This is a genomic window from Microbacterium pygmaeum, from assembly GCF_900100885.1.
In the GTDB taxonomy this organism is placed as follows: domain Bacteria; phylum Actinomycetota; class Actinomycetes; order Actinomycetales; family Microbacteriaceae; genus Microbacterium; species Microbacterium pygmaeum.
Window position 1 is genome coordinate 2228704 of sequence record NZ_LT629692.1, and the last position, 25699, is coordinate 2254402.

Consider the following 25699-nt stretch of genomic DNA (forward strand, 5'->3'; position numbering starts at 1 on the left):
ATAGAAATGGGTCATATGGCCGAATTCGCATAGGTTCGTCAGAGGGCTTGTGAACGGCCGGCCCACACGAGAGGAACCTGGACTATGGATCTGTTCTTGCTCATCGGCATCGCGGTCGCCGCCGGAGTCATCTTCTTCCTGGCGCTGATCGGGTTCTTCATCTTCCGCGCCTGGTACCAGGTCCCGAAGGCTGACGAGGCGATCGTCATCGTCGGAAAGAAGGCCCGGGACAGCACCGAGGGCGAAGCGAACAAGATGACCGTCATCAGCGGTCGTGGAGCGTTCGTCAACAAGCTGACGCAGCGCTCGGACAAGGTCTCGCTGCGGTCACGCCAGATCAAGTTCGAGCCGACCGCGCAGACGATCAACGGCGTCACCATCGACCTGACGGGTGTCGCACTGGTCAAGATCGGCTCGACGCCGGACCAGGTCCGCCGGGCTGCCGAGCGCTTCGCCTCGCAGGATGACGCGATCGTGATCTTCACGACGGAACAGCTGGAGGGCGCGCTTCGCGGCGTCGTGGCGAAGCTGACGGTCGAGCAGGTCATGCAGGATCGACAGAAGCTCAGCGACGAGATCGCCGAGGGCATCTCGGGCGACCTGCTCGCCCAGGGCCTGGTGCTGGACTCGTTCGCCATCCAGGGCATCACCGACAAGAACGACTACATCTCCGCCCTCGGCGCGAAGGAGGTCCAGCGTGTCAAGCGCGAGGCCGACATCGCCGAGATCGATGCACTGCGGGAGGTCAAGAAGCGTCAGCTCGCCGCCGACGAGGCGAACCTCATCGAGCAGACCGCCCTGGACAAGAACTCGGCTGCGGCCCAGTCCGAGGTCGGTCGCGCGAATGCGCAAGCCGAGCAGTCGGAGAACCTCGCTCGCGCCGAGGCCGAGCAGGGCGTCCTGCTGCAGGAGGCGAACAACACTCAGGCGCGCCTCGACGCCGAGGTGAAGAAGGTCGCCGACGCCGATAAGTACAAGCAGCAGACATCCGCGGATGCCGAGGCGTACCGCCAGCAGAAGAAGGCGGAGGCCGATCGCCAGGTCGCCCAGGAGCGGGCCGACGCCGAGGCCTACGCCGTCCGCGCGCAGGCCGAGGCGCGCGAGGCGTCCGCGGCGGCGGAGGCGGCAGCCGTGCGGGTTCGTGCGGAGGCGGAAGCCGAGGCGATCCGCCTGCGCGGTGCGGCCACAGCGGAGGCGATCGCGGCTGAGGCCGCAGCTCTGCGTGAGAACCAGGATGCGATCCTCACGCGAGAGATCATCGGTCAGCTCCCGCAGCTCATGGCCGAATTCGCGAAGGGCTACGAGCGGGTCGGGAGCATCACGCTGATCGGCGGCGACAGCGCGGCCACCCACATCGCGCGTGAGCAGTCGACGAGCCTGACCGCGACGTTCGAGAGCGTGAAGGCGGCGACCGGCCTGGACCTGAGCGCCGTGATCCAGGGACAGTCGCTCGGGCGTGGACTCGCCGAGGGGGCTGCGCAAGCCGCCGCCTCCTCCGGCGAGGTCGAGGTGCCTGTGGCCTGAGCCTGCGGTTCGCTCGGAATTCGCCGGGCTCCGATCGCATTGGGAACTGTATGCGTGCCATCGTCTACTCCCAGTCCGGTCCGTCCTCCGTCCTCCAGCTCGTCGAGCGCGAGACTGCCGAGCCGGGTGTCGATGAAGTCCGGGTCCGAATCGCGGTCTCCGGCGTCAACCCGACGGACTGGAAAGCTCGCGCGGGTGGCAAGCCACTGGCATCCGCCGACGTCGTCCCCAATCAGGACGGTGCGGGCGTCGTCGATGCCGTCGGCTCCGATGTCACGGACCTGGAGGTCGGCGACCGCGTGTGGCTGTTCCTGGCCGCACACGAGCGACCGACCGGCACGGCGCAGGAGTACACCGTGGTCCCGGCGAGCCGGGTCGTCCGGTTGCCGCAAGGTGTCGGCTTCGATGTCGCAGCGAGCCTGGGCGTTCCGGCCATGACCGCACACCGCGCGCTCACCGTTCACGAGTTCGGCCCCGCCCGCCTGACACCCGGCGCACTCGACGGGCGGGTCGTCCTGGTGCAGGGCGGCGCCGGCGCCGTCGGGCATTCCGCGATCCAGCTGGCTGTGTGGGCCGGAGCGACGGTGGTGGCCACCGTGAGCAGCGACGAGAAGGCGGCGCTGGCCAGCGCCGCCGGCGCACACCATGTGGTGCAATATCCGGATGCGGGGCTGTCGGAGCGGATCGTGTCCCTCGCGCCGAACGGGGTCGACCACGTCGTCGAGGTCGCGCCGGCGCAGAACGCCGCGCTCGACGTCGAGGTCCTCGCCAACCACGGCAGCATCGCGTACTACGCGAACAACAACGGCGAGGAGTTCACGGCGCCGATCGTCGCCAGCTTCGCGAAGAACGCCCGCTGGCAGGGGCTCTTGCTGTACACCGTCGGCCCCGAGGCGCTCACCGCGGCAGCGGAGGACATCACCGCAGCACTGGCGGCCGGTGCGCTTCCCGTCGGCGCGGACGCCGGGATGCCCCTGACCTGGTTCGCGCTGGAGGAAACTGCCGCCGCGCATGACGCCGTCGAGCGCGGCGCCACCGGAAAGGTGCTCATCAGGGTCGCTGAGCTGGACTGACCGGCCGCACCGCTCGAACCTTTCGCACCGGTCGGGGCGCATCCGACGCCACATCTCGATCAGGCCGCGACACGCGCGTGGCGATGAGTGGCGACCGACCTGCACAGTCAGGTGTCGCAGTCTCGCGACGCTTCGCACAACCGCGCCGGCACCCGACCGTGCTCGAAAGGAATCTCAATGAACAAGCTCGCCAAGGGCGCGATCGCCGGCGCCGCAGGCCTCGTGCTCCTCCTCGGAGGGGCCGGAACCTTCGCCTTCTGGAACGCCAGCGCCGGCATCTCGGGCGGCACCATCGTCGCCGGAAACCTGAACGTCGTCAACGACGGAACCGCGGGTGCCTGGGCGGATCAGAGTGGCAACCCCATCGACATCGCGACCTACAAGATCGTCCCGGGCGATGTCCTGACCTACACCGACGACCTCACCGTCGTCGCCGTCGGTGACAACCTCGTGGCGAGCCTGAGCCTCTCGGACCAGTCGATCGCGGCGAGCAGCGCGGCGCCGGCCGACGTGAAGCTGGCGCAGTACCTCACCGAGTCCGCCGAGCTCACCGCATCCGGCGCCGGAATCAGCGGCACCGGTCCGTACACGATCACCGCCGGTACCGCGGGCGTGAACAGCACCGTCACCGTCGAGGTCACCATCACGTTCCCTGCCGGCGCCGCGGGGGAGTACAACGACGCCAAGCTCGGCTCGGTCAGCCTCAGCGGCATGAACGTGGTTCTGACGCAGACCCTCTGATCCGGCGGATCCTTGGTCGCACCCGCAGTCGGGCGCGGCGCGCGCATTCGGCGCCGCCGCGCCCTTCGGCGTTCCCTGCCGGCGCGGTTGATGACGAGTGCGGCGACGATCGGCGCGGCGGTGGTGCTCGCCGTCGCGACAGCCGGTGGCACGTACGCGTCGTTGAGTGCAGCCACCCCCGTCGCCGCGGGAGGAACGCTGCGCGCGGGAACCACGGCGATCAGCATCTCCTCTCCGCTCGCTGTGCCCACGTCCGCGCTCTATCCGGGACGAACGGTCGCCGGCTCCGGTACGGTGACCAATTCCGGCACCACGGCCGTCCGCCTGCGCGTGGCAGGCCTCGCATTGAGCAGCGCCTCGAACGCGTTCTCCAGCGCGCTGGTCGTGGGCGTCTCGGTCGTCGCCGCGGCGTCTGCGTGCACCGTTGCGACCACCCCGCAGTGGACCGGATCGTTCGCCTCCGCGACACCGACCGAACTGCCCACGACGCTCGCGGTCGGCGCATCCGCCGTCGTGTGCGTGCAGGTGAGCCTTCCGCTGTCTGCTCTCGCCGACGCCGGCGGCAAACCGGCGGCGACCTTCACCGTGTCGATCGACGGGCGACAGACGTGAGCGCGCGAAGAGTGCACGGAGCGGATGCCTCGGCGCGAGGAATCCGGGGAGGGTGGCGGCTGTTCGGCGGCACGTTCCTGACGGTGCTCCTGCTCGCGGTCGGTTCATCCGCCGGCGCTCTGTGGACCACTGGCGCGGTCCCGCTCGGCGCGACGGCGAACGTCGCCACCGCTGCAGCGACGTCGACCGGTGCCACGGCGCTCACCCGCACCTATCAGTTCACGCCCGCGAATGCCGCGACGCAGAACATCCGCATCGCCCCCATCGTGTACACGAACACCGGCACCGCACCGCTCGCACTGAGCGCGACGATGTCGAACAACACGGCGCCGCTGGCCGCGAACGTGTCGCTCACGTACTGGGCGGGCTCGGGAGGAGCGTGTGCCGCCAGTATCCCCGCGACCGGCGTCTCCGTCGGAACGCTTGCGGCACCGCCGGCGCTACCCGCGGCGCTCAGCGCGGTTCCCGTCGGTGGCGCGGTGACGCTGTGCACGGCGACGAGCCTGTCCACCACGATGCTCGTCAGTCAAGGACTCTCCGTCTCGCCGACGCTCACCCTCACCGGGCGCGTCGGCGCGAACTGGATCGCGTCGGTGCCGCTCGCCTTCACCCAGTCCGTGTATCGGGTGCCCGACCCGACGGGGCTGACCTGTGCTCAGACGGGAGCGCTGAACAACATCGCGACGTTGAGTTTCACGGCGGTGCCCGGTGCATCGTCGTATCGCGTGGTCCGGGCAACCGGCGGAACGCTGATCAAGACCGCCACGACCAGCCCCATCACCATCACGGCGAACGACCTCGGGCTCGTCGGGCTGCTGACGATCGGCACCCTCCCCGTGCTCGTACAGGCGACCGATGCCACGGGCACGGTCTCGCCGGGCCTGCCGGCGACCGTCACGGTCCTCACGGTGATCGCGACCGGCTGCGGATGACCGAGTCGACGGTCACCTCGCGCCGCGAGCGCCGAATCACGGCAGCGGCGATCGCCGCACGCGGGCGATCGCTCTGGCACTACCTGAACGTGTCGATCAGCGCGGCCGTCCTGATCCTCGTTCTTGCGCTGGCGGTGATGACCATCGCGCTCCCGGCGCTCGTGGGCGGCCGTCCGTTCACGGTGCTGACGCAGTCCATGGAGCCCGGCCTGCCGCCCGGCACGCTCCTGGTGGTGCGCCCGACCGTCCCGGCGGAGATCCGCCTCGGCGATGTGCTCACCTATCAGATCGAGTCGGGCAAGCCCGCCGTGATCAGCCACCGCGTCGTGCAGAAGAGCTCCACAGCCGAGGGCACGATCTCGTTCATCACGCAGGGCGACAACAACGACATCCCCGATGACAAGGCGGTGCAGGAGGTCCAGATCGTCGGCACGCTCTGGTACAGCATCCCGCTGCTCGGTTACGTCAACACGGCTGTCAACGGGGACGCGCGTGCAGTGATCGTGCCGATCGCCGTCGTGCTGCTGTTCGGCTATGCCGGATGGATGCTGGTCTCCGGCGTTCGGGATGCGCGGCGCGATCGGCGATCCGCGGCCGGCGTCGCCTCGGACTAGCCGATGCTCTCCGCGGCGGCCACGATCGCCGCGACGGTGACATCGGGGTGGGACACCATCGAGACGTGCGAAGCGGCGACTTCGGTGATCGTCGCGCCGGCGCGCTCGGCCATCGAGCGCTGCAGCGCGGGCGGGATGACCAGGTCGTCGGTCCCGACGATTGCCCAGACCTTGCGACCCTTCCAGGACGGAGCGCCGGATGGAGCGGTGTTCGCGCTCAGGGTGATCGGCCGCTGGGTCGCGGCGACCAGATCGCGGTCGGTCTCGGACAGATCCTGCGCGAACGACGCATGCACCGTGGCCGGCTTGAGGAAGGCCTCCACGTCGCCCTCGGGCGAGCCAGGGTAGCCGGCGAGGTCGAGCACGGTGGTGGGATCCTCGACGGCGAGCGCCGATCCGGAGCCGCCGAGCAGCTGGAAGACGAACTCACCCTCCTCAGGGATGAATGCATCCACGTACACCAGTGCCTGGACGTCGTCGCTGAGCTGGGCGTTCGTGATCACGAAGCCGCCGTACGAGTGTCCGACCAGTACGACCGGCCCGGTGGTTCGCTGGGCGACGAAGGACGAGATGTACGCCGCATCCGGGTCCACACCTCGCAGCAGGTTCGGCGGCGCCAGCACCTCGTAGCCTCGGCTTCGCAGCTCGGTGATGACGGGATTCCAGCTGGAGGCGTCAGCCCAGGCTCCGTGGACGAGGACGATGGTGGGTGCGGGCATGGCGAGGCCTCCGGAGGGGTCGAGGGATGATGCCGCCGACGCTACTCCCAGGGCGTCGGTGGCGTCTATGCCGCAGTGCAGATACGCGCCGTCCTCACCGCGGTGCCGATGCTCCACGTTCGAGGTCCGACGTGGACGCCGCCAGGTGACCGGGCTCGTCGTCGTCGTCCTTGACGGCGGACGGCGTCGCAGCAGCCGCATCGTCCTGCGTCTTCAACGGCGCAGGAGCGGAGGCGTAGGCGGCCGACAGACGGCGATAGGGCTTGGAGACGAATGCGAGCAGGACCACGACGAGAAGGACGAGACTGGCAGCGACGAACGCGAGGGCGATGCCGCGTGCCTCTCCGGGGCCGAGCAGCCAGCCGAACGAATCCTGTCCAGCGGGCGAGTTCATGTAGGGGATGAGCCAGAATTGCGCGATCGGGCCGATGAGGAAGGCCGAGACCGGGGCGGCTGCCGACTCGATGGACGCCGCGAACCCGAACACACGGCCCTGCTTCTCGAAGGGCACGACCCGCTGCACGATGGTCTGCTCGGCGGCCTCCGCGATCGGCATGAGGCACATGAAGACCAGGATGCCGAGCGCGTAGATCCACCACAGCTCGCGGATCGCGAACGTCATGCCGAGAACGGCGATCCCGATGTTGACGAGCAGCATCGTTCGAACCGGGTTCTTGCCGAGGCCGAACTTCGCCACGAGGCCGCCGCCGATGATGAACCCGAAGCTCGTGATCCCGAGGACGATTCCCCACATCTCCACCGAGAACAGCGTCAGCCCGTAGGGATCCATCAGCGCCATGAACACGCCGCCGACGAGGTTGTTGAACGTGGAGAAGAGGATCAAGGCGAGCAGGCCCGGTACGGCCATCACGGCCGGGATCACGCCGCGGAAGCCGAAGCCCTTCGGGGCCCCCTCCACGTGGGCGACGCCGCGTTCCGGAATCGGCACGAACAGCAGATGCGTGAGCGCGAGGCCGGTCGCGAAGATGGCGATGATGATCGTCCACCCCATGCCGAGCAGCCCGATCGACAGGCCGGAGAAGACGCTGGTCACCATGAACGCGATGCCCTGGACGGCTCCGACGAGCCCGTTCGCCCTGTCTCGTCGATCGCCCGGCACCAGCAGGGTCACCGTCGTCGACAGCGCGATGTTGCGCATGTTCTCGACGACCCCGCCGATCAGGATGATCCCGGCGAACACCCAGAACCACGGACCGCCCCAGTTCACCAGCACGCTTTCGGGGAATGCGAGGTACAGCGCGCCCGCCAACAGGTAGGCGGTCAGTGTGATCGCGCTCGAGAGCACCATGACGGCCTTCTTCTTGGTGCGATCGACGATCACCCCGAAGACGACTCCGAACACGGCGACGAAGAGCATGTACGAACCGCCGATGATGGCTGTCGCGAGCACGGACTTCGTCTCCAGGTACGCCCAGAACGTCAGTGCCCACCAGAGGAAGCTGGAGGTGACGTTCGCCACGGCGGTGTTCGCCAGCACCTGGTAGAAGTTGCGGATCGTCCGAGGTCCCGGCGTGTACTGTGCGGACCCGTCGGCGTCGGCGGGCTCGCTCGTGCTCGTGCTCGATGTCGGTGTCGACTCGGTCATGAGGTCCTTCTGTGTCGGTGGCGGCGACGTGCGACGCGAGGAGTACGATCGATGTACACACTGTGAACATCGTTGTTCAGACCGTACACACCGATCGCCGGGATCCGCAATGACCACGCTCGAAACACGCACCTACCATCACGGTGATCTTCGGCGCGTACTGATCGAGGAAGGACTCGAACTCGCACGCGCGGGCGGGCCCGACGCGGTGACGCTGCGTGAAGTGACCCGCGCCGTCGGCGTCTCGCCGAACGCCGCCTACCGTCACTTCGCCGATCGGCAGGATCTCGTGCGGGCGGTCGCGGCCGATTCCCAGAACGCCCTCGCCAAGGCCATCGCCGCGCGCGTCGAGGCGACGCCGGCCGATCTGTCGCCCGCCGCGGCATCGGTGGAGCGCCTGCGGCGCATCGGACTGGCCTACATCCAGTTCGCTCGCGAGGAGCGCGGCTGGTTCGAACTCGCCTTCGCGGTGCAGGACGAGGAGCCCAGCGTCGGAATCGTCACGCTCGACGATGAGGTCGTCGCGCCGTTCCAGCTGCTGCTGGACGCCCTCGACGGGATGGTCGCCGCGGGCGCGTTGAATGCCGCGCGACGACCCGCCGCCGAGTGGGCCTGCTGGTCGGCGGTGCACGGCTTTGCGGACATCGCCGTCCACGGACCGCTGCAGTGGCAGCCCCCGCCGGTCATCGATGCGCTCGCCGCGGCCGTGGTCGAAGCGGCCATCACCGGAGTGCGAGGCACCGACGCGCCGGTGTAGGTCACGCAGGCGGCATGCTGGAATCGACGAGGATGGTTGCGATCCTCCAGCGACCAGCGGGCTGGTGACCGTGTTGATCGACAACTTCGGCCAGGACGGTCGTGGACTCGCCGCCGAACTCGGTGTGCTGGACAGCCGCCACCGTTCCAGCATCGACCGGTGCGAGACCGAGCTGAAGCTCTTGCGCGCTGACGAGGACTCCGTCGCGCGTGCCACGCAGCTGCTGGCGCGTGTGACGAGCCTGGCCAAGATGCGGGCGTTCACGCTGCTCATCTCCGGTCTCTACCGACTCGACGACGTCGCCGAGGCCTACCGCGATCTGGAGCAGATGCACGCCCGCGGAAAAGTCGTCCTCGGAACGCATCTCGTGAACTCGATGCGGGTGCGCAAGGCGCGCGACGTCCACGAGGCGGCGCGCTGAGGCAGCGCTATCGCCCGCCACGTCGAACCGCTACCGTCGGACTCACGAGCCACCCGGGAAATGGGGACAGTGATGTCTGAAGGAGATGCGCTGCCGCTGCTCTGGCACGTCCGAGTACGCACGACCGAGCTCGATGAGCTGATGCGGGCGCCGGGGAGCGGCATCCGGCGCATGAATCTCCTGCCACTCGTCCTGGTCCCCGCGGAAAACCCTCGAGCGCTCGACCCGCCTGCCGGATCGCAGGTGAGCCCGTGCGCGCGCGCCGTCGATCTTGACGTCGCGCGCGCAATCGACCGGTTCCTGTTCGAGTGCGACGCGTTCCGCGCAACCGCGCCGGGCGGCAACGACTGGGTCGCCACGCCCGCTTTTCCTCACCGAGCAGCCGAGAGCGAGGAGATCACGATCGATTCGGCCGATCTCCCTCTCGTGGCACGCGGATACCCGGCGTGCCTCTCGGTGTGCGCGCAGCTTCCCGCCGACGTGAAGCTGGAGGAGACTTCGCCGATCGCAGTGGCCACGTTCGAAGCGTCGAAGCGGATGCCGGTCGTCAGCGGGTCGGGCTCGATCACGCAGTTGCCGTGGGTGATCCCGGTCGCGACGGCTGACGGTGAGGGTCGCGGGCGCCACGATGCGTCGGCGGTGGCGCGGACGGCCGCGCTCACAGGATTCATCACGGCATTCCTCCTGCAGGTGCAAGCCGCGATGGAGTCCGAGCACACCGGGGCGCGGCGAGGCGTGCCGCTGCTGCTGATGGGCCGCGTCGACAGCGATCCGATCGAGGGTGACGTGGCGCAGCGCCGACCGTTCTCGATGATGCCGTTCGGGTTCGGGATCGACGAGGACGCGTGCCGTCGAGCTGCGCGAGCGGCCCGAGGGCACCGGTTCACCCTGACCGTCGGCCCGAGCGTGCCTCTGGTCACCGAACTGCTGTCGCGCGTCGCCGGCGACGTGACGTTCGCGCGCATCGCACGCACCCTGGAGGCGCTGACGTGGCGTGACGCCCTCGGGATCGCGGGTTACGAACTGCCCGATGACGCGGTCTTCGACGGCACGATGGCCGATTCCGACACTCTCGCATCGCTGTACGAGGTGGCGATGGATACTCGCCTCCGCTACGAGATCGACTCCGTGCGGCGCCGGCTGGCAGCGACCGTCCGGCCACCTCGCGTCGGATGAGTGAACCCGAGCCCGACGGCTCCGGCCTGAGCGCACAGAGCGCCGAGCGCTGGCTGGTCATCGACGGTCGCCGTTGGCGCCGGACGGATCCGTCGCTTCCGGCCGATGTGGTCGACGCGCTGACGTCTCATCTCGGCCGCGGGCGATCGGGTGTGCGCTCGGGAAAGCGCGCCGGCGACGAGGCCGCGGTCGTGAGCGCGCGGCGGCGCGTCGGTCTGGCCAAGCACGGCCTGGGCGAGCGCGGTCCCTACTGGTGGGAGGCACCCGAGAGCGAGCGACTCGAGCGGGCGCGGGCGGCGCTGCGCGACCTGGATGCCCTCGATTCGGACGACGAGAGCGCCGTGTGATCAGCATCGAGTTGCTTCTGGACCCTGTGACGGAGGCACGCATCCGCGATGACTGGGCGAGGCTCGAGCGCGCGGGCATGTCGAGTCTCGGTGCGCATCGGTCGGAGAGCAATCGACCGCACATCACCCTGGTCGTGCGACCCTCCCTCGATGAGCACGTCACCATCCGATCTGGCGAGCGGATGCCGTTGGCCGTCGCTCTGGCCGAGCTGATCGTGTTCGCGCACGACGACCGCGGCGTTCTCGCGTGGCGGATCGAGCTGAGCGACGAGCTGAGGGAACTCCACGCGGGCGTGCACCGGGCGCTGCCGTCGGGCGCCGATGCGCCGCACACCGCACCGGGGGAGTGGACGCCGCACGTCACGCTCGCGCGCCGGCTCCGCCTCGACACGCTCGCCGAGGCGCGCGCCCTGGTCGGGCCGCCCATCACCGGAACTGGTGTCGCGCTTCGGCGATGGGACTCCGTCGCGAAATCGGTGACGCCGCTCTAGCGGCGAAGCGCCCGCCGCGTCTGCGTCGTCGGTTCGGATGCGGCAGGGCCCGCCGCATCCTGCGAGAAGCCCTTCTGGCCGCCGCCGACATTGATGCGGAAGAAGACGCCGACGATCACGGAGAGGACGACCATCTCACCGAGGTCCTCCAGGAACCCCAGCCCTCGGTCGATCAGGCGGATGTTCATGAACAGGCCGTGCACGGCGTCGACGACGACCGCGAAGAACAGCAGCGCGACCATGAGCGCGACCACCACGCGGTAGATCCACTTCGTTCGCGGAGTTCCGCGCACATACCCGACGACGAGGGGGACCAGCAGGGCGAGACCCACCAGTGCAGAGGTCGCCAGCTCGCCGACGTTCTGCGCGCTGATCGGTCCGAGTCCGAACGCCCAGTCCTGCGACGAGTACCAGTAGCCCGCCTGCTCATGGATCAGCAGCGCGTCATCGACGATGAAGTAGATGAACAGCGGCAGCCATCCGAGGATCGGCCAATCGCGGTTCTGGCGCGCGTACACGACCAGAAGGATGCTCACCCAGAGGTACTTCACGTACTGGTAGGCCTCGCCGTAACTCCCGTCCATGTCGATGCGCCAGATGTCGGGCGCGTTCCAGCCCACCATCACGACGACGTGGATCAGCGCCAGAAGCGCGTCCACACTCAGGATCATCGCGAGAACGAGCGTCGCCGCCCGAGCATCGTCGAAGAACCAACGCCACGTCGAACGCACCGAATTGCGGACAGTACTGGCCACCAACGGCCTCCCCCTACAGCGTCGTGTCCTCGGTCCCCCGCCGAGAATCCACCGACTTCATTGCCGTCTGTGGGGGAGTCTAAGCAGTTCTCGCGAGTGCTGTCCACCCTCACTTTCCACGGGCGTCTTGCGCTATTCACCTGCTGTTTGCTGGCGATGCCCAGGCTGATGTGTTCCGATGAACACGAACGCCTTCTGAAGGGATCGGCCGGATCATGGACCTCGTCTGGGTTGTCGGGTCGTGGATCGCTGACACGTTCACCGACCCCGTCCGGTTCCTGCTGCTCGTCGCCGGGATCGTGGCGTTGCCCGTCTTCGCGATCGGAGCGCGCGTGGCCCAGATCCGGGCGCGGGCGGAGTCGGCGCGGGCCGACGATCTTCTGTAAGCCTGCGCTCAGCCGTGGACGGCCGTCTGGCCGAGATGTTCGGCCAGCGCGTCGAGCGCCTGATCCCACCCGTCGTAGAAGCTCTCGTCGCCGGACATGCCGTCCTCGCCGCGCAGATCGAACTGCAACCGGGTGAGTCCGCCCAAGTCCGCGATGGTGACCGTGACCAGTGGCGTGTCGTCGGGGTCGGCATCCGGCTCACCCCACGTGAAGACCAGCTTCTCAACCGGTCTCACCTCGCGGTAGACGCCGCCGGTCGGAAACTCATCGCCGCTGGTCTCATCGACCATCGTGTAGCGATACCGCCCGCCGACCTTCGCATCGATGTGCACGCTGTCTCGCGGTGTGGTCAGGCCCTGCGGGTGCCACCACTGCGCTGCCCGGTCGGGGTCGGTCCACGCATCCCAGATGGACTGGGGCGTGGCATCCAGCATCCGCTCCAGCGTGAAGCCCCTGCTCGTATCGACCATGCGTCTGCTCCCTGTTCGTGCGTGATTCCACCCCACCCGGTGGCGAACGAAGGCGCAAGGGGTTGACGGGCGCGCGCGGGTCAGTCGGTCGAGGGCTGCACTGCGGTGAGCGCGTCGAGCCAGCCGATACTCGAACGCAGGGCGAGCTGTGCGTTATCCAGGTCGAGGTGGAACTGGTACTCGTGCCCCAGAGCCGGGACCGTGTCGTCTGGGAAGAACAGTTCGGTCACGTCGACCCCGAATCCGTTCAGCTTCGCCGCGAGCGGCTTGGACTGCGTCGCCGTCAGCGGATCCGCATTGCCTCCGGAAATCCAGGTCGGCGGGAAATCCGAGGTGACGTCGTCGATCGTCGACATCTGCTCGCCGCCGGGCGTGTCCGCCCAGTCCTTCGTGCCGAGATAGGCCCAGAGCGCGGTGCGGAAGCCCCAGCCGCCGAGCCCGGGGGCGTTCGGGATTTCGGATACGTCGTACACGCCGCAGTACAGAATCACGCCCGCCAGCTGTGTCGGCTGGATGGCGGGCGATACACCGACGAGGTCGGCGTACCGCGGGCTCGTGATCATCGTCGCGAGCTGGCTGGCCAGCTGCGCCCCCGCCGAGTCGCCCGCGAGGATGAGCCGATCGGGGTCGATGCGGTATCGATCCGCATGCGTCGACAGGAAGCCGAGCGCGTCATTGAGCTGCGTGATCGCGGTGGGGTACGTCGCCTCCGGCGCCAGTGTGTAGTTCAGCGATGCGACCGTGTACCCGGCGGCGGCCAGGATTTGGGTGTATGGGTCGCGATCCTCCTTCGCGCCTTCCAGCCACGCGCCGCCGTGGATCCAGACGATCGTGGGAAGCGCACCGGTCGAATCGGCGGGCGAGAAGAGGTCCAGCTGCGTGTCCTCGCCGCCGGTCCCGCGCGGCCCGTACTGCACGTCGAGGTGCGCCTCCAGCGACTCCGCGGGCGGCGCGTGCTTCTGCATCTCGGCCGTCATCGAGGCCCCGTCCGCGGCGAACACTGCGCGGATCAGCAGCGCGGTCGGCCACGGGTTGACGAACGCGAAGGTGGCGAAGGCGAGGAGCACGAGAAGGGTGGATGCCGGGATCAGCATCCGCTTGCGGCGGTACCACGGCCGCGGTGCTGTCGCCTCGGGTCGGGTCACCCCGGAACTCTATCGGTGGCCTCTTGCCCGAACTGTCAAGCCCGGGCGGCGACACCGCGGACCACCTAGCCTCGGCCGCATGAAGACTTCAGAAATCCAGTGGAACGAGCCGGCGCGCGCGAAGATCCTCGAGGACGCGGACCGGGTGCTGCGCGAGGCGGTGCTCGAGGTTGCGGGCAACGGCGACATCTCCTCCGACGACGCGTTCGCGGCGCTCAACGCGCTTCTGAAGGATCGGTTCATCGACTATGAGCCCGGTCCCGACCTCCGCAAGTACGCGGACGCGATCGCCGCGGGCGAGGTGGACGCCTCGACTGAGGGCGGAGCGTAGGCGCCCGCTGGATCAGCCGCGACCCGGCATGTTCAGCTCGTCCGGGTCGACGTCCACCTCACCGACATCGTCCGGGCCACCGGTGCCGGGAACGACGCGGACATCATCCGGGTCGATGTCGTCATCGACGGTGTCCGGCAGCGGATTCTGCTGCTTCTGCTCGGTCTCGGTCTCGCTCGCGGGACTGTAGCTGATGTCCTTCCGAACGGCTTCCGCCTCCGGGAGCCCGGGGTTCTTGGGTGCGGGAGGCAGCGTGTCGCCTTCGCCGGCGGCGGCCCTGGTCTGTTCTTCTGCGTTCATGCTCTGACCGTAAGCGCGGGCCGCGCGCGACGAAGGCCCTTGACAGCATCCGTCGACATGAATCGGGTCCTCACCCGCACCGAGTGACGCTGGAGCGCCCTCGAACCGGCAGACTGAGGTCGGGAAGAAGGGGGAGAGGGTGCCGGCACTGCTGCACATGCTTCCGCTTGCCGTCGCGGTGGCGATCAGCTCCGTGCCGATCATGGTCACGCTCTTCATCCTGCTGTCAGCAAATCGGGCGCGCTCTGCGCTGCCCTTCATGACCGGGTGGGTCGTCGGCATCGCGATCGCGGTCTGCCTGGGCGCCCTGCTGGCGCGCGCGGTGCCGACGTCAAAGACCGAGCGACATGCCGACACTGCACTCGGCATCGCCGAGATCGTCGTGGGCTTCGCCCTCGTCGGGCTGGGAATCTTCTCGTGGTTCCATTCGCGCGGAAAGGAGAGCTCTTCGGGACCGAAGTGGCTCTCCTCGGGCACGAAACTCGGGCCGTGGCGATCCCTCGGGCTCGGCCTGCTGCTCAACGCCCGACCGAAGGGCATCCTTCTGGCGATCGCCGCCGGGCTCACGCTGCAGGCGGACGCCAAGGACCCGCCACTGGCGGTCGTGGCCGTCGTGCTCTACACGATCGTCGCCGCTTCCACCGTCGCCGTCCCGATCATCGCCACGAGCGCGGCGCCCACGCGTATGGAGCCGCGCCTGGTGAGCGCGCGCGGCTGGCTGGCCCGCAACGGCCACACGCTGACGGCCGTGATCCTCGTCCTGGTCGGGCTCATCGTCGTCTGGATGGGCATCGAGCGCCTCTGAGAATCGTGTCGCCCGCTGTGCCAGGAGGCCGAAGACGAGGATGCCGCCCGTCAAGGCGCGTCGGAACCGCTCCGCCGGCCCTATCTCGACCCCGTTCATCTCAACGTTCTGCACGCCGCGAGCCTGATCATCTCTTTCCTCGTGGCCAGATGCATCCTGCAGATCTGAGATCACTGCATCCACAGCCCCTCCTCGCTCGGAAGTACTCCTGTGCAGGGCAGACAGAGCTGCCCCACTTCCCCCCAGGAGGACAACGTGCGCAAAACACTCGCGGCCGGCATCACGACCGGCATCATGGCAGGGCTGGCCCTCTCGGTCGGCTTCGTCGCACCCGCGCAGGCGATCTCGGCCACGAGCGCCGATCTGTCGGTGCTCCACGCCATCCCCGACACCCCCGTCGACGTGTACGTGAACGGAGCGCTCACGCTCGATGACTTCCAGCCCGGCGCTCTCGCGGGACCGCTGGATCTGCCGGCGGGATCGTACGACATCGCCATCACCGCTCCGGATGCCGCGGATGCCAGCGCGCCGATCCTCGAGGCGAGCGTCGATCTGGCGGCGAACACGAGTTACACGGCCGTCGCTCACCTCAGCGCGAGCGGCGAGCCCACCGTGACGGCGTTCGTCAACGACACCGCGACGACGAAGGCGGGAGAAGGCCGCCTCACGGTGCGTCATGTCGCAGCGGCACCGGCCGTGGACATCCTCGCCGGCGGGTCACCCGTCATCGAGAACCTCACCAACCCGAACGAGTCGACGCTGAACCTGCCGGTCGGCACGGTGTCGGCAGCCGTCGCGCTCACCGGGACCACTGACCCGGTCATCGGACCGGCAGACCTGACCATCGCCGACGGTCTCCTCACGATCGTGTACGCGTGGGGCAGCGCCGAGGACGGCAACCTCGCCCTGGCCGTGCAGACGGTGACTGTGGGACACACCACCCCGGACGCCGTGATCTCGGGGACGGCCGGGTATGCCGCCGAACGCGATGCCATAACGCAGGCGATGTGGCTCATCGGCGGCGCGTTCGCCGTGGCCGCGGCATCCGTCACCGTCATCGTCGCCCGCCGGTCGCGCGCGGCCAGGTCGAACGCCTGACCCGGCACATGCGCCGAGCAGCCCTGCCGGGCGTGGTTCTCGCGCTCGTGGTGGCGCTCTCGGCCTGCGCGCCCGTCCCGTCCCCCAGCGGGGCGGGCGCGTCCGCCACCTCCATGCCGACATCCGCCGCGCCCACGCCGCGCCCGACAGCCGTGGTCGACGTCCCGATCGTCGACAGCGCGCCGACGACGCTGCGCCCCGCGATCCCCCCGGTGAGGGTGCAGGTCGCCTCGGTGGGAATCGACATGGAGGTGGTTCCGGTGGGGATCGAATCGGGCGGCTTCATGGAGCTGCCCGCCGATCCCGCGATCGGCGGGTGGTACCGCTTCGGGCCGGATCCGTGGAGCGGCGCCGGGAACACCGTCATCTCGGCGCACATCGATGCGCCGGACTATGAGATCGGACCGTTCGCGGTCCTGCGCGACCTGCCAGAGGGCACGGAGGTGGATGTCGCGGCCGCCGACGGGCAGACGGCCCGCTACGCGATCGCGTCGGTGACGTACTATCCGAAGGCGGAGCTGCCCACCGAAGAGCTGTTCGCCCGTACCGGCACGCGCAGTCTGGTCCTGATCACCTGCGGCGGGGACTTCGACAGCGAGACCGGGCACTACGCCGACAACGTCGTGGCAATCGCCACTCCGATCGGCTGAGCCGACGAATGCGAGAGGAGGCTGCACCGATGTCGGAATCCACTGATGAATCCGCGTGGGACACCCGCTTCATCGCGGGTGACGAGCGTGCCCTCGAGCACGTCTACCGCCGCTGGTCACCGGTCGTGTTCACCCTGGCACTGCGTTCCCTCGGTGACCGAAGCGATGCAGAAGACGTGACGCAGAAGACCTTCGTCTCGGCGTGGACCTCCCGCGCATCCTTCGATCCGTCCCGTGCGAAACTCTCGACCTGGCTGGTCGTGATCGCCAAGCGGCGGATCGCCGACACGCATGAAGCACGGGCACGCATCCGCGCGCTGCAACAGCAGATCCAACGGGTGACCCGGCCGGATGACCTGTCCGTCCCCGAGGTGGATCTCGGCGAGACCCTTCTGGTGGCACAGGAGATCGAACGGCTCGAACCCGACGCGCAGCGCGTGATGCGGCTCGCCTTCTTCGACGATCTGACCCACCAGGAGATCTCGCGGCGCCTGGACATGCCGTTGGGAACGGTGAAGAGCCATATCCGCCGCAGCCTGGAACGATTGCGCCGACGACTGGAGGTGACGCATGTCGCACATTGACCCCGAGCGCCTCGCGCTGCTGGCACTGGGTGAGTCCGCGCTGTCCACGGACGAATCCGAGCACCTCGCGCAATGCGCGGTGTGCGTCGATGACCTCGCGGCACTCCGCCATGCAGCGCTGGCCGGGCGTGCGAGCCTGGACGTCGGTGAGCTCGAGACGCCGCCGGAGGTCGTGTGGCAGCGCATCAGCGCCGAGGTCGGGTTGGCCGCGCCGGTCGTCGAGGCCGCCGCATCCGCTCCCGTGGATCGCGTGCTGCCCGCAGTCCGCGACGTGCCTCTTGCGCGCCACCGCCGTCGCGTGCGCTGGGGCGCCTGGGCATTGGCGGCAGCTCTCGTCCTGGTCGCCGGTGTCGGCCTCGGCACATGGGCGGCGCTGCAGCGCTCGAGCTCGTCGACCGAGATCGCCGAGGCGCTGCTCGCACCATTCCCCACGCACGACGGCGCTGAAGGCAGCGCAACCGTCCAGGAGCAGGCGGACGGCTCGCTCTCGCTGAAGGTGCAGCTGTCGGCGGAGCCGACACCCGACACGTATCGCGAAGTGTGGTTGATCACCGCGGATGCATCGGCGCTCGTCAGTCTCGGAGTGCTCGACGGCACCTCGGCGACCTTCGCCGTGCCGAGCGGGGTCGACTTGCGCGACTACGTCCTCGTCGACGTCTCGCAGGAGCCGGTGGACGGGGATCCCGCGCATTCGGGTGATTCGATCGTGCGCGGCGAGCTCACGTTCCTCTGAGCACCGCCGGTGCGCGAGCTCGCGCGCCGCCGATCAGGACTGCGCGGGCCAGACGATGAGCAGCAGTCCCTGCTTCGTGTCGGCGTACTTCACCCATCCATCGCCGAACAGGTAGGTCAGGCCGTACCCGTCGTCGTCCGTGGTGATCGCGGTGCTGGCGCTCTCGGTGACGATCGTGCCCTCGGGGGTCTCCTCGAGCCGCCAGCCGGACGCCGTGAGCTCCGCCTGCGCGTCCGCTGCCTCATCGCCGGTCATCGGTGCCCAGCCATAGATCTGCACGTGGTCGGTCGCGACGGTGAAATCACCCCAGATGCACTGGATCCCGCCCTCGACCTCCCTGGCGCCGACACGGAACGGCGAAGCCTGCGCGGTCCAGCCGACGCTCTCGAGATCATCGACGATCGTGGTCGGAATGATGGTGTCGCACTTCGGCTCCTCGACGGGCGCCGCCGACTCGCTCACATCTGGGGTCGGCGCGGGCGAGGTCGCGACGGGGGTGGCGGTTGCGGGGGCATCGCCTGCACTGTCGGATGATGGCGCGCACGCGGTCGCGATCGACACCGTCGAGGCGAGCAGGAGCGCGGCCCCGAGCACCGTCACGCGGCGGGTCATGCGCCGGCCCCGGCGGCCCCGTGGAGCAGATCGAGGAAGTCCTGATGCAGGATGCCGTTCGTGGCGAGCGACGAACGCTCGGCGATCGAATCCGTGCCCTCGAACGAGGTGAACCGGCCGCCGGCCTCGGTGATGATGGGGACGAGCGCTGCGACGTCGTATTCCTTGACCCCGAACTCGGCGACGAACTCGAGGCGCCCCTCGGCCAGGAGCATGTAAGGCCAGGTGTCGCCGTAGCCGCGGTCACGCCACACTGCGCGGGAGAGACGCACGAGCTGATCGAGGTGCCCGGTCTCATCCCACTGGCTGATGCTCTGGAAGCTGGCGCTGGACTCGCCGACCGAGTCGACGCCCGACACGGCGAGACGCTTCGGCGGGCCGTCGGGCGTGTTCGTCCACGCGCCGAGACCGCTGGCCGCCCACCATCGGCGGCCGAGCGCCGGCTGGCTCGCGACACCGACCCGCGGAACACCGTCGATGGACAGGGCGATCAGGACGGTCCACATCGGGATGCCCTTGAGGTAGTTGGCGGTGCCGTCGATGGGATCGATGATCCACTGCCGCTCGAGCGGGCCTGTGCTGCCGGTCACCCCGAATTCCTCGCCGAAGACGCCGTCCTCGGGACGCTCGGCCTCGAGGATCGCGCGGATCGCGCGTTCGGTGGCGAGGTCGGCCTCGGTCACGTGCGACGAATCGGCCTTCAGCTGCACGTCGAGGTCGGCGGCATCGAAGCGGGTCATGGCAGCGGCGTCCGCGGCGTCTGCCAGTGCCAGGGCCAACCGCAGATCGTCCTGAAGATCTCCGTCGAAGTGCGCGGCGAAGCCGTTCGCGTGCGTGGGGGAGGTCACGGTCTCAATCGTACGTGTCCGCCGCGGCTGCGACCGGCGCCTCGATTCGCGAGCTGAGGGATCGTGATGGTAATGTTGACCCTCGGTTCGCCTCGCAGCTCTGCGCGCGGATCAACGCACCTCTAGCTCAATCGGCAGAGCAACTGACTCTTAATCAGTGGGTTCTGGGTTCAAGTCCCAGGGGGTGCACTTTCTCTTCATGAACGCCTACACACTCGCCACGGACGGCGCCTGCATGCGCAATCCCGGCCCCGCCGGATGGGCGTGGGTCGGCGAGGACGGCCGGTGGGCAGCCGGATCGCTCGTGATGGGCACGAACAACATCGGCGAGCTCCTGGCGGTGCTCCATGCGATCCGCGATCACGCGCACGTGGAGAAGCTGCTGATCCAGGCCGACTCCATGTACGCGATCAACACGTACACGCTGTGGATGGACGCCCACGCTCGACGCGGCTGGAAGACCAGTGCGAAGGAGCCGACGAAGAACGTCGAGATCCTGCAGGCGCTGATCGAGGCCCGCGATGCCCGCCGAGCCACGGGTCTGCCGGACGTGGTGTTCGAGCACGTGCGCGGTCATGCCGGCCACCGGCTCAACGGCTGGGCGGACGAGCGCTGCGTCCGCGCCTCCCATCACGGCGACCGCGGGCTCGCCGCGATCTGGTCCACCGATCGCGGCCAGGAGCTGATCGACGTTCGCGTCGACGCCCCGAAGGCCGGCGAGGACAAGCCGGCAAGACGACGCTGAAACGGCGGTGCTAGCGTCGGAGGATGACCCCGCAGGAGCTCGAGAACCTCGCGCTGCTGCGTCGCGCACGTGATCTGATCGACCGCGACTACGCCAAGCCGCTGGATGTGCCGACCATGGCCGCCAGGGCGCTGATGTCGCCGGCCCACTTCTCGCGCCAGTTCCGTGCCGCCTACGGCGAGACCCCGTACAACCACCTGATGACGCGCCGGATCGAACGGGCCATGGCACTGCTGCGCGGCGGCACCAGTGTCACCGAGGCCTGCATCGCCGTCGGGTGCACCTCGCTCGGATCATTCAGCTCGCGGTTCGCCGAGGTCGTCGGGATGACGCCGTCGGCGTATCGGGCGCTGGAGCACCAGGCCGTCGAGGCGATGCCCAATTGTGTCGCCAAGTCCCGCACGCGGCCGAGCCGGCACGGATCGAGCAGGAACGAAGAAGAAGCCGTCGGCGCCTCGGCGTAGCGTGCTCCCATGACCATCGCACTCCAGTACACCAACGTCACCGTCGCCGATGTCGACGAGTCCATCGCGTTCTACCGCGATGCTCTTGGCCTCGAGGTCCAGAACGATGTGGCATCCGGCAATTACCGCTGGGTGACCCTGGGCACCCCCGCGCAGCCGGGCCTGGGCATCGTGTTGTCCGAACCGCACGCCGGGCGCTCGCAGGCCGACGGCGATGCGATGCAGGAACTCCTGGTCAAGGGGGTCCTTCCCATGCTCGTCTTCAACACCGACGACCTCGATGCCACGTTCGAGACCGTCCGGGCCTCAGGAGCGGAGGTGCTGCAGGAACCGATCGACATGGGCTGGGGGCAGCGCGACTGCGCCTTCCGCGATCCGTCCGGCAACATGGTGCGGATCGCTCAGGCGCCCGCCTGAGTCACGCCGCGTCGCCGACGAGGACCGCGGCGCCCTGGTCCGCGGCATCCGCCTCTCGCGTGTCCGCGACGACGAGACGCGAGCGTCCGAAGGCGATCACGATCACCGCGATGACGACGGATGCTGCGGCGAACAGGTACGGCACGGTGGGTCCGTACAGGTGCCACAGGAGCGCGGCGATCGGGGGAGCGGCCGCTCCGCCCAGGAACCGGACCGCCGAGTAGGCGGACGAGGCGACGGAGCGCGGCAGGTCGGTGGCCTCCATCACGGACTCGGTCAGCACCGTGTTCACGATGCCCAGCACGAATCCGCCGGCGACGATGAAGGCGACCAGCGCAGCGGGGGTCTGCACGAAGAGCCCGGCTGCGACCAGATCGAGCGCCAGGAGTGGGAGCACCGCCAGCAGCGTGGTCGTCCGGCTCATGCGGCGGGTGAGGACCGGCGCGACCCACACGCTCGAGATCGCCAGCGCCAGGCCCCAGCCGAAGAACGTCAGGCCGATGCCCAGGGCATCGAAGCCGAGGGGGAACGGCGAGAAGGCCAGCAGCACGAAGAAGCCGATGTTGTAGAACAGCGCCGCCACCGCGAGCAGGGCGAGCGCGGGGCGGCCGAGTGCGCGGATCGGGTCGCCGAGGCGCGTGGGGACCCGCTTCTCGTCACCGCCGCGCAGCAGCACCGACACCCCGATGAAGGCGATCGCCATCAGGAGGGCGACGCCGAAGAACGGGCCGCGCCAGCTGACCGAACCGAGGAGCCCGCCCAGCAGCGGACCGATCGCGATGCCGAGTCCGAGCGCTGCCTCGTAGAGCACGATCGCCGCACCGCTGCCGCCGGAGGCGGCGCCCACGATGGTCGCCAGCGCGGTGGAGATGAAGAGCGCGTTGCCAAGGCCCCAGCCCGCGCGGAACCCGATGACGGCATCGACGCTGCCGCTGAGCGCACACAGGAGGGCGAAGACGAGGATGAGGCCGAGCCCGATGAGCAGCGTTGCCTTCGCGCCGATCCGACTCGAGACGAAGCTCGTGATGAGCATCGCGAGTCCGGTGACCAGCAGATAGCTGGTGAAGAGCAGCTCGGTCTCGACCGGGCTCGCCTGCAGCTGCTCGGCGATCGCGGGGAGGATCGGATCGACCAGCCCGATGCCCATGAAGGCGACCACGCACGCGAAGGCGACGGCCCACACGCGCATCGGCTGGCGCCAGACGCTCACGGTCGGCGCACCGCTCATCGGGCGACCTCCAGCGATCCGGTCCTGGCCGACAGGATCGCCGCGGTGCGCGCGATCGCGTCCCAGTCGTGGTCATCGAGATCGGAGAAGTGCGGTGCGAGGGCATCGGTCAGCTGCGTGAGCCAGGCCCCCAGCGCGGTGCGGCCTGCCTCGGTGACGGTGACCACCGCGACACGCGAGTCATCGGCATCCGCCGTCTTTCGCACCAGCCCGTGCTCGGCCATCGTGCTCACCAGCCGCGTCATGCCGGGCTGCGTGATCCGGCTGAGGGTCGCGAGCTCGCCGAGCCGCAGGTCGCCGTGGTCACGGAGGATCGTGAGGGTGCGCCATTGCGCGGCCGGGGCTTCGTTCCGCGTCTCGAGCGCCGCGATGCGGGTGAGTGCGTGGGCGGCGACGACGAGGCGCTGGAGATCTTCTGAGCGGGTCACCTGACAAGTATATACCGACGGTATATAACGAGGACATGTAAGGCCCGGTCGAGCCGATAGGGTCGGCATGCGGTGCCGCACTCATGGAACAGGGGCTGAAGTCGATGACGGAACAGGATCTCGCGGGAAAGCGGGCAGTGGTCACGGGCGGAGCGAGCGGAATCGGTCTCGCGATCGTGCGCGAGTTCGCGGCGCGCGGCGCCCATGTCGTCGTGGCTGATCACCACGTCTTCCTCACCGAGTCGATCGCCGCAGAGGTCGACGGCGATCCCTGGCTCGTGGATCTGGCGGACACCGCAGCGCTCGAGGACGTCTCGCTGGACGCCGACATCCTCGTCAACAACGTCGGGATCCAACGGGTCAGCCCGATCCCGGATTTCGACCCTGAGACCTTCCGGCTGATGCTGCGGCTGATGGTGGAGTCGCCGTTCCTGCTGATCCGCGCGTGCCTGCCGGGAATGTATCGGCGGGGCTGGGGCCGCGTGCTGAACGTGTCGAGCGCGCACGGCCTGCGGGCCAGTCCTTTCAAGTCGGCGTACGTGACGGCCAAGCACGCACTGGAAGGACTCTCGAAGGTGACCGCGCTCGAGGGTGCCGAGCACGGGGTGACCAGCAACTGCATCAACCCCTCGTACGTGCGAACGCCGTTGGTCGAGCACCAGATCGCCGACCAGGCTCGGGTGCACGGCATCGCCGAGGAGGAGGTGCTCGCGAAGGTGCTCCTCACCGAGAACGCCATAAAGCGGCTCATCGAACCCGAGGAGGTCGCATCGCTGGCCGGCTGGCTGGTCTCCGACAAGGCGGGCATGGTCACCGGTGCGTCCTACGCGATGGACGGCGGTTGGACCGCCCGATGAGGCGCACCGTCAGCGCCCACCGAGACGTCCCGGTCCCGGGCGGGAATCTGCGCGTCGCCGTCTGGGAACCGGGAGGAGCGGATGCCGCGGCTCCGACCGTCCTCCTGATCCACGGCGTCACCGCCTCGCACCTCTCCTGGGCGCTTGTGGCCGATCGACTCGCCGACGTGCGTCTCATCGCCCCTGATCTTCGCGGACGAGGACGCAGCAGCAGCATCGAGGGCAGCGCGGGGATGGCGGCGCACGCCCGGGACCTCGTGGCGGCACTCGATGACCTCGGCGTCGACCGGGCCACCGTCGTCGGTCACTCGATGGGAGCGTTCGTCGCGCTCGTGCTCGGCGAGCTGTATCCAGATCGTGTCGATCGGATCGTCCTGATCGACGGCGGTCTGCCCCTGGATCTGCCGGCCGACATGCCGTCGGACGAGGTGATCCGGTCCGTGCTCGGCCCCACCGCCGCGCGTCTGTCGATGCGATTCGCCTCGATCGACGCGTATCTGGAGTTCTGGCGCGCGCATCCGGCGTTCTCCAGGGACTGGAGTCCGGCGCTCGAGGAGTACCTGACGTACGACCTGGTGGGAACCGAGCCGGAACTGCGACCCGCCACCAGCTCCTCCACGCTCGAAGAGGACTCACTCGACCAGAACACCGGATCGGCGATCGACGCGGCGCTCGCGCATCTGCGGCATCCGACGCTCCTGCTCACCGCCGAACGGGGGCTTCTCGACCAGCTTCCCGCGCTGTACGCGCGGGAGCGGCTGCCCGAGCTGCTGGCTTCGTATCCGGCCCTGGCGCACAGCGCTGTCGCCGACGTCAATCACTACACGATCACCCTGTCGGACCGCGGAGCCGACGCGGTCGCCGCCGCGGTGCGAGCGGTACTCGCCCGCGAGGACCGCTCGCCCGTCGCTGACGGTCCGGCGCGGCGTGGTTCGAGGACGGTTGGCGACAGGGGAGCCGCCCCGATCAGCGCCCGGTCGCGGCGATCCTCGTCGTGAGCTGGTGGGCATGGGCGAGCAGCGTGCGACCGAGTTCGGCGAGGCGATGAGGTCCGAAGCGGAACTGGACGCCCGTGAGACTCAGGGCCCACTGCGGATGCCCGTCGCGATCGAACACCGCGGCGCCGAGACCGAAGCTGCCCTCGACGATGAGCCCGGGGTTGAGCGCGTAGCCGCGTTCCTGGGTCTCGCGCAGCCGGAGGCGCAGGCGCTTCTCGACGTGTGCGCTGCCCCACTGCTGCGCGAGTTCCGGGTGCCGGTCGAAGTAGGCGTCCACATCGTGAGGTGAGAGGAACGCCAGGATCGCCAGGCCGGCTGATGCCACACCGAGCGGGAACCGAACGCCCTCCGACAGGACGAACGAGCGGATCGGGAAGCTCCCCTCCTCGCGCAGGAGGCAGACCGTCTCGTCGCCGCGGCGCACCGAGAGGAACGCGCTCTCCTCGGTCCGCACGGCGAGGGAGCGCACGACGTCGCGTGCGATTCCGGTGATGTCGTAGCGGGATGCCGCAACTGTGCCCATCAGGTAGAGCTCAGGCCCCGGCAGCCATCGTCCGGAGCGCTCGTCGAGGTCGACCAGCCCCTCGTGGCGCAGAGCGGTCAGAAGACGATGCGTCGTGGGGCGGGTGAGCGCGCCGTCGCGCGCGAGTTCCGCCACGCTCGCACCCGCGTCGCCGCCCGCGGTCACGAGCCGGAGCAATCGGGCCGCGCGCGCGACTGACTGTGCGCCCGGAACGGCGACGCCAAACTCGGTGTCCACGATATGGACACTATGGCGTGCGTCATCCATATGGCAAGCGCGGTCGACGTCCTGGTCTTGACCGATGGCGAG

At 68.9% G+C, this 25699-nt stretch carries 34 protein-coding genes and 1 tRNA gene; 24 read left to right on the top strand and 11 right to left on the bottom strand.

What is annotated here, in order from left to right:
* Nucleotides 1-84 precede the first annotated feature (84 nt).
* The 6 genes from BLT19_RS10535 (at nt 85) to BLT19_RS10560 (ending at nt 5496) form a co-directional block, all read left to right on the top strand.
* A complete protein-coding gene (locus BLT19_RS10535; RefSeq protein ID WP_091489565.1) occupies nt 85-1524 on the top strand; it encodes an SPFH domain-containing protein in 1440 nt (479 codons plus the stop codon).
* A 50-nt stretch (nt 1525-1574) separates the two neighbouring features.
* Complete coding sequence (locus BLT19_RS10540) at nt 1575-2597, top strand: NADPH:quinone reductase (RefSeq protein WP_091489568.1); 1023 nt, start codon at nt 1575-1577, stop codon at nt 2595-2597.
* Between the two features lie 177 nt (nt 2598-2774).
* A complete protein-coding gene (locus tag BLT19_RS10545) occupies nt 2775-3338 on the top strand; it encodes an alternate-type signal peptide domain-containing protein (RefSeq protein ID WP_091489570.1) in 564 nt (187 codons plus the stop codon).
* Between the two features lie 90 nt (nt 3339-3428).
* Nucleotides 3429-3950, top strand: a complete 522-nt coding sequence (locus tag BLT19_RS10550; protein ID WP_091489572.1) for a hypothetical protein — start codon at nt 3429-3431, stop codon at nt 3948-3950.
* On the top strand, nt 3947-4882 hold the full coding sequence (locus BLT19_RS10555) for a hypothetical protein (protein ID WP_157681843.1): 936 nt from the start codon (nt 3947-3949) through the stop codon (nt 4880-4882). Before BLT19_RS10550 ends, BLT19_RS10555 begins: the two co-directional genes overlap by 4 nt.
* Complete coding sequence (locus BLT19_RS10560) at nt 4879-5496, top strand: signal peptidase I (protein WP_091489576.1); 618 nt, start codon at nt 4879-4881, stop codon at nt 5494-5496. The genes BLT19_RS10555 and BLT19_RS10560 overlap by 4 nt, the downstream gene beginning before the upstream one ends.
* Here BLT19_RS10560 and BLT19_RS10565 read toward each other — a convergent pair.
* Entirely contained in the window at nt 5493-6215 is a 723-nt protein-coding gene (locus BLT19_RS10565) for an alpha/beta fold hydrolase (RefSeq protein WP_091493790.1), read from the bottom strand. The two genes, BLT19_RS10560 and BLT19_RS10565, sit on opposite strands and share 4 nt — an antisense overlap.
* A 94-nt stretch (nt 6216-6309) precedes the next feature.
* Nucleotides 6310-7821 carry an MFS transporter gene (locus BLT19_RS10570; protein ID WP_091489578.1) on the bottom strand — a complete coding sequence of 504 codons (1512 nt, stop codon included), beginning with the start codon at nt 7819-7821 and terminating at the stop codon, nt 6310-6312.
* Between the two features lie 109 nt (nt 7822-7930).
* On the opposite strand from BLT19_RS10570, the gene BLT19_RS10575 reads away from it, so the two are divergent.
* From BLT19_RS10575 to BLT19_RS10595, 5 genes are all read left to right on the top strand, one after another.
* Nucleotides 7931-8578 carry a TetR/AcrR family transcriptional regulator gene (locus BLT19_RS10575; protein WP_091489581.1) on the top strand — a complete coding sequence of 216 codons (648 nt, stop codon included), beginning with the start codon at nt 7931-7933 and terminating at the stop codon, nt 8576-8578.
* A gap of 64 nt (nt 8579-8642) precedes the next feature.
* Nucleotides 8643-8999: a zinc-binding dehydrogenase gene (locus BLT19_RS10580; protein ID WP_157681844.1), complete on the top strand. Its 357-nt coding sequence runs from the start codon at nt 8643-8645 to the stop codon at nt 8997-8999.
* 72 nt (nt 9000-9071) lie between these two features.
* A complete protein-coding gene (locus BLT19_RS10585) occupies nt 9072-10175 on the top strand; it encodes a hypothetical protein (protein WP_091489586.1) in 1104 nt (367 codons plus the stop codon).
* Nucleotides 10172-10522 (top strand): biopolymer transporter Tol, encoded by a 351-nt coding sequence (locus BLT19_RS10590; protein ID WP_091489589.1) that lies wholly within the window; start codon nt 10172-10174, stop codon nt 10520-10522. The genes BLT19_RS10585 and BLT19_RS10590 overlap by 4 nt, the downstream gene beginning before the upstream one ends.
* The gene (locus tag BLT19_RS10595) at nt 10519-11013 is read left to right on the top strand and encodes a 2'-5' RNA ligase family protein (protein WP_231917619.1); all 495 of its coding nucleotides are present in this window, start codon (nt 10519-10521) and stop codon (nt 11011-11013) included. Before BLT19_RS10590 ends, BLT19_RS10595 begins: the two co-directional genes overlap by 4 nt.
* Here the strand turns inward: BLT19_RS10595 and BLT19_RS10600 are convergent.
* Nucleotides 11010-11768, bottom strand: a complete 759-nt coding sequence (locus BLT19_RS10600) for a hypothetical protein (RefSeq protein ID WP_157681845.1) — start codon at nt 11766-11768, stop codon at nt 11010-11012. The genes BLT19_RS10595 and BLT19_RS10600 overlap by 4 nt on opposite strands.
* A 215-nt stretch (nt 11769-11983) precedes the next feature.
* Here BLT19_RS10600 and BLT19_RS17650 point away from each other — a divergent pair, with 215 nt between their 5' ends.
* The gene (locus BLT19_RS17650) at nt 11984-12154 is read left to right on the top strand and encodes a hypothetical protein (protein WP_157681846.1); all 171 of its coding nucleotides are present in this window, start codon (nt 11984-11986) and stop codon (nt 12152-12154) included.
* A gap of 8 nt (nt 12155-12162) precedes the next feature.
* On the opposite strand, the gene BLT19_RS10605 is transcribed toward BLT19_RS17650, so the two are convergent.
* Both BLT19_RS10605 and BLT19_RS10610 read right to left on the bottom strand, forming a co-directional pair.
* Nucleotides 12163-12624, bottom strand: coding sequence for an SRPBCC family protein (locus BLT19_RS10605; RefSeq protein WP_091489596.1), 462 nt, complete (start codon nt 12622-12624; stop codon nt 12163-12165).
* An 80-nt stretch (nt 12625-12704) separates the two neighbouring features.
* A complete protein-coding gene (locus BLT19_RS10610; protein ID WP_231917620.1) occupies nt 12705-13769 on the bottom strand; it encodes an alpha/beta hydrolase in 1065 nt (354 codons plus the stop codon).
* 79 nt (nt 13770-13848) lie between these two features.
* Here BLT19_RS10610 and BLT19_RS10615 point away from each other — a divergent pair, with 79 nt between their 5' ends.
* Entirely contained in the window at nt 13849-14100 is a 252-nt protein-coding gene (locus tag BLT19_RS10615) for a hypothetical protein (RefSeq protein ID WP_091489600.1), read from the top strand.
* 12 nt (nt 14101-14112) lie between these two features.
* Here the strand turns inward: BLT19_RS10615 and BLT19_RS10620 are convergent, their stop codons facing one another.
* On the bottom strand, nt 14113-14400 hold the full coding sequence (locus BLT19_RS10620; protein WP_091489603.1) for a hypothetical protein: 288 nt from the start codon (nt 14398-14400) through the stop codon (nt 14113-14115).
* 139 nt (nt 14401-14539) lie between these two features.
* Between BLT19_RS10620 and BLT19_RS10625 the strand changes: the two genes are divergently transcribed.
* From BLT19_RS10625 to BLT19_RS10645, 5 genes are all read left to right on the top strand, one after another.
* Nucleotides 14540-15205, top strand: a complete 666-nt coding sequence (locus tag BLT19_RS10625) for a GAP family protein (RefSeq protein ID WP_091489607.1) — start codon at nt 14540-14542, stop codon at nt 15203-15205.
* 255 nt (nt 15206-15460) lie between these two features.
* Nucleotides 15461-16303 (top strand): DUF4397 domain-containing protein, encoded by an 843-nt coding sequence (locus BLT19_RS10630; protein WP_231917621.1) that lies wholly within the window; start codon nt 15461-15463, stop codon nt 16301-16303.
* Nucleotides 16304-16311: 8 nt separating this feature from the next.
* On the top strand, nt 16312-16953 hold the full coding sequence (locus BLT19_RS10635; RefSeq protein WP_091489610.1) for a class F sortase: 642 nt from the start codon (nt 16312-16314) through the stop codon (nt 16951-16953).
* Nucleotides 16954-16982: 29 nt separating this feature from the next.
* Entirely contained in the window at nt 16983-17537 is a 555-nt protein-coding gene (locus BLT19_RS10640; RefSeq protein ID WP_091489613.1) for an RNA polymerase sigma factor, read from the top strand.
* Nucleotides 17524-18270 carry an anti-sigma factor gene (locus BLT19_RS10645; protein ID WP_091489616.1) on the top strand — a complete coding sequence of 249 codons (747 nt, stop codon included), beginning with the start codon at nt 17524-17526 and terminating at the stop codon, nt 18268-18270. The genes BLT19_RS10640 and BLT19_RS10645 overlap by 14 nt, the downstream gene beginning before the upstream one ends.
* 33 nt (nt 18271-18303) lie before the next feature.
* On the opposite strand, the gene BLT19_RS10650 is transcribed toward BLT19_RS10645, so the two are convergent.
* Nucleotides 18304-18882 carry a hypothetical protein gene (locus BLT19_RS10650; RefSeq protein WP_091489619.1) on the bottom strand — a complete coding sequence of 193 codons (579 nt, stop codon included), beginning with the start codon at nt 18880-18882 and terminating at the stop codon, nt 18304-18306.
* The gene (locus BLT19_RS10655; RefSeq protein ID WP_172825619.1) at nt 18879-19730 is read right to left on the bottom strand and encodes an inositol monophosphatase family protein; all 852 of its coding nucleotides are present in this window, start codon (nt 19728-19730) and stop codon (nt 18879-18881) included. Before BLT19_RS10655 ends, BLT19_RS10650 begins: the two co-directional genes overlap by 4 nt.
* Nucleotides 19731-19846: 116 nt before the next feature.
* On the opposite strand from BLT19_RS10655, the gene BLT19_RS10660 reads away from it, so the two are divergent.
* From BLT19_RS10660 to BLT19_RS10675, 4 genes are all read left to right on the top strand, one after another.
* Nucleotides 19847-19919: transfer RNA gene (locus BLT19_RS10660), tRNA-Lys, on the top strand.
* A 10-nt stretch (nt 19920-19929) separates the two neighbouring features.
* Nucleotides 19930-20475 (top strand): ribonuclease H family protein, encoded by a 546-nt coding sequence (locus tag BLT19_RS10665; RefSeq protein WP_091493805.1) that lies wholly within the window; start codon nt 19930-19932, stop codon nt 20473-20475.
* Between the two features lie 23 nt (nt 20476-20498).
* The gene (locus BLT19_RS10670) at nt 20499-20939 is read left to right on the top strand and encodes a helix-turn-helix transcriptional regulator (protein WP_091489627.1); all 441 of its coding nucleotides are present in this window, start codon (nt 20499-20501) and stop codon (nt 20937-20939) included.
* Nucleotides 20940-20948: 9 nt separating this feature from the next.
* Nucleotides 20949-21356 carry a VOC family protein gene (locus BLT19_RS10675; RefSeq protein WP_091489631.1) on the top strand — a complete coding sequence of 136 codons (408 nt, stop codon included), beginning with the start codon at nt 20949-20951 and terminating at the stop codon, nt 21354-21356.
* Nucleotide 21357: 1 nt separating this feature from the next.
* Here the strand turns inward: BLT19_RS10675 and BLT19_RS10680 are convergent, their stop codons facing one another.
* Nucleotides 21358-22584 carry an MFS transporter gene (locus BLT19_RS10680; protein WP_091489634.1) on the bottom strand — a complete coding sequence of 409 codons (1227 nt, stop codon included), beginning with the start codon at nt 22582-22584 and terminating at the stop codon, nt 21358-21360.
* Nucleotides 22581-23012, bottom strand: a complete 432-nt coding sequence (locus BLT19_RS10685; protein WP_091489637.1) for a MarR family winged helix-turn-helix transcriptional regulator — start codon at nt 23010-23012, stop codon at nt 22581-22583. The genes BLT19_RS10680 and BLT19_RS10685 overlap by 4 nt, the downstream gene beginning before the upstream one ends.
* Nucleotides 23013-23116: 104 nt before the next feature.
* Here BLT19_RS10685 and BLT19_RS10690 point away from each other — a divergent pair, with 104 nt between their 5' ends.
* Both BLT19_RS10690 and BLT19_RS10695 read left to right on the top strand, forming a co-directional pair.
* Nucleotides 23117-23869 carry an SDR family oxidoreductase gene (locus BLT19_RS10690; protein WP_091493809.1) on the top strand — a complete coding sequence of 251 codons (753 nt, stop codon included), beginning with the start codon at nt 23117-23119 and terminating at the stop codon, nt 23867-23869.
* Nucleotides 23866-24867: an alpha/beta hydrolase gene (locus BLT19_RS10695; protein ID WP_091489640.1), complete on the top strand. Its 1002-nt coding sequence runs from the start codon at nt 23866-23868 to the stop codon at nt 24865-24867. Before BLT19_RS10690 ends, BLT19_RS10695 begins: the two co-directional genes overlap by 4 nt.
* Here BLT19_RS10695 and BLT19_RS10700 read toward each other — a convergent pair.
* On the bottom strand, nt 24836-25657 hold the full coding sequence (locus tag BLT19_RS10700) for an IclR family transcriptional regulator (protein WP_091489644.1): 822 nt from the start codon (nt 25655-25657) through the stop codon (nt 24836-24838). The genes BLT19_RS10695 and BLT19_RS10700 overlap by 32 nt on opposite strands.
* Nucleotides 25658-25699: the final 42 nt, after the last annotated feature.

What these genes read in the sequence shown, in the direction of transcription:
- BLT19_RS10535 (WP_091489565.1), top strand. Translation starts at nt 85, where the DNA reads ATGGATCTGTTCTTGCTCATCGGCATCGCGGTCGCCGCCGGAGTCATC.
- BLT19_RS10540 (WP_091489568.1), top strand. Translation starts at nt 1,575, where the DNA reads ATGCGTGCCATCGTCTACTCCCAGTCCGGTCCGTCCTCCGTCCTCCAG.
- BLT19_RS10545 (WP_091489570.1), top strand. Translation starts at nt 2,775, where the DNA reads ATGAACAAGCTCGCCAAGGGCGCGATCGCCGGCGCCGCAGGCCTCGTG.
- BLT19_RS10550 (WP_091489572.1), top strand. Translation starts at nt 3,429, where the DNA reads ATGACGAGTGCGGCGACGATCGGCGCGGCGGTGGTGCTCGCCGTCGCG.
- BLT19_RS10560 (WP_091489576.1), top strand. Translation starts at nt 4,879, where the DNA reads ATGACCGAGTCGACGGTCACCTCGCGCCGCGAGCGCCGAATCACGGCA.
- BLT19_RS10565 (WP_091493790.1), bottom strand. Translation starts at nt 6,215, where the DNA reads ATGCCCGCACCCACCATCGTCCTCGTCCACGGAGCCTGGGCTGACGCC.
- BLT19_RS10570 (WP_091489578.1), bottom strand. Translation starts at nt 7,821, where the DNA reads ATGACCGAGTCGACACCGACATCGAGCACGAGCACGAGCGAGCCCGCC.
- BLT19_RS10575 (WP_091489581.1), top strand. Translation starts at nt 7,931, where the DNA reads ATGACCACGCTCGAAACACGCACCTACCATCACGGTGATCTTCGGCGC.
- BLT19_RS10585 (WP_091489586.1), top strand. Translation starts at nt 9,072, where the DNA reads ATGTCTGAAGGAGATGCGCTGCCGCTGCTCTGGCACGTCCGAGTACGC.
- BLT19_RS10590 (WP_091489589.1), top strand. Translation starts at nt 10,172, where the DNA reads ATGAGTGAACCCGAGCCCGACGGCTCCGGCCTGAGCGCACAGAGCGCC.
- BLT19_RS17650 (WP_157681846.1), top strand. Translation starts at nt 11,984, where the DNA reads ATGGACCTCGTCTGGGTTGTCGGGTCGTGGATCGCTGACACGTTCACC.
- BLT19_RS10605 (WP_091489596.1), bottom strand. Translation starts at nt 12,624, where the DNA reads ATGGTCGATACGAGCAGGGGCTTCACGCTGGAGCGGATGCTGGATGCC.
- BLT19_RS10615 (WP_091489600.1), top strand. Translation starts at nt 13,849, where the DNA reads ATGAAGACTTCAGAAATCCAGTGGAACGAGCCGGCGCGCGCGAAGATC.
- BLT19_RS10620 (WP_091489603.1), bottom strand. Translation starts at nt 14,400, where the DNA reads ATGAACGCAGAAGAACAGACCAGGGCCGCCGCCGGCGAAGGCGACACG.
- BLT19_RS10635 (WP_091489610.1), top strand. Translation starts at nt 16,312, where the DNA reads ATGCGCCGAGCAGCCCTGCCGGGCGTGGTTCTCGCGCTCGTGGTGGCG.
- BLT19_RS10640 (WP_091489613.1), top strand. Translation starts at nt 16,983, where the DNA reads ATGTCGGAATCCACTGATGAATCCGCGTGGGACACCCGCTTCATCGCG.
- BLT19_RS10645 (WP_091489616.1), top strand. Translation starts at nt 17,524, where the DNA reads ATGTCGCACATTGACCCCGAGCGCCTCGCGCTGCTGGCACTGGGTGAG.
- BLT19_RS10650 (WP_091489619.1), bottom strand. Translation starts at nt 18,882, where the DNA reads ATGACCCGCCGCGTGACGGTGCTCGGGGCCGCGCTCCTGCTCGCCTCG.
- BLT19_RS10665 (WP_091493805.1), top strand. Translation starts at nt 19,930, where the DNA reads ATGAACGCCTACACACTCGCCACGGACGGCGCCTGCATGCGCAATCCC.
- BLT19_RS10670 (WP_091489627.1), top strand. Translation starts at nt 20,499, where the DNA reads ATGACCCCGCAGGAGCTCGAGAACCTCGCGCTGCTGCGTCGCGCACGT.
- BLT19_RS10675 (WP_091489631.1), top strand. Translation starts at nt 20,949, where the DNA reads ATGACCATCGCACTCCAGTACACCAACGTCACCGTCGCCGATGTCGAC.
- BLT19_RS10680 (WP_091489634.1), bottom strand. Translation starts at nt 22,584, where the DNA reads ATGAGCGGTGCGCCGACCGTGAGCGTCTGGCGCCAGCCGATGCGCGTG.
- BLT19_RS10690 (WP_091493809.1), top strand. Translation starts at nt 23,117, where the DNA reads ATGACGGAACAGGATCTCGCGGGAAAGCGGGCAGTGGTCACGGGCGGA.
- BLT19_RS10695 (WP_091489640.1), top strand. Translation starts at nt 23,866, where the DNA reads ATGAGGCGCACCGTCAGCGCCCACCGAGACGTCCCGGTCCCGGGCGGG.
- BLT19_RS10700 (WP_091489644.1), bottom strand. Translation starts at nt 25,657, where the DNA reads ATGGATGACGCACGCCATAGTGTCCATATCGTGGACACCGAGTTTGGC.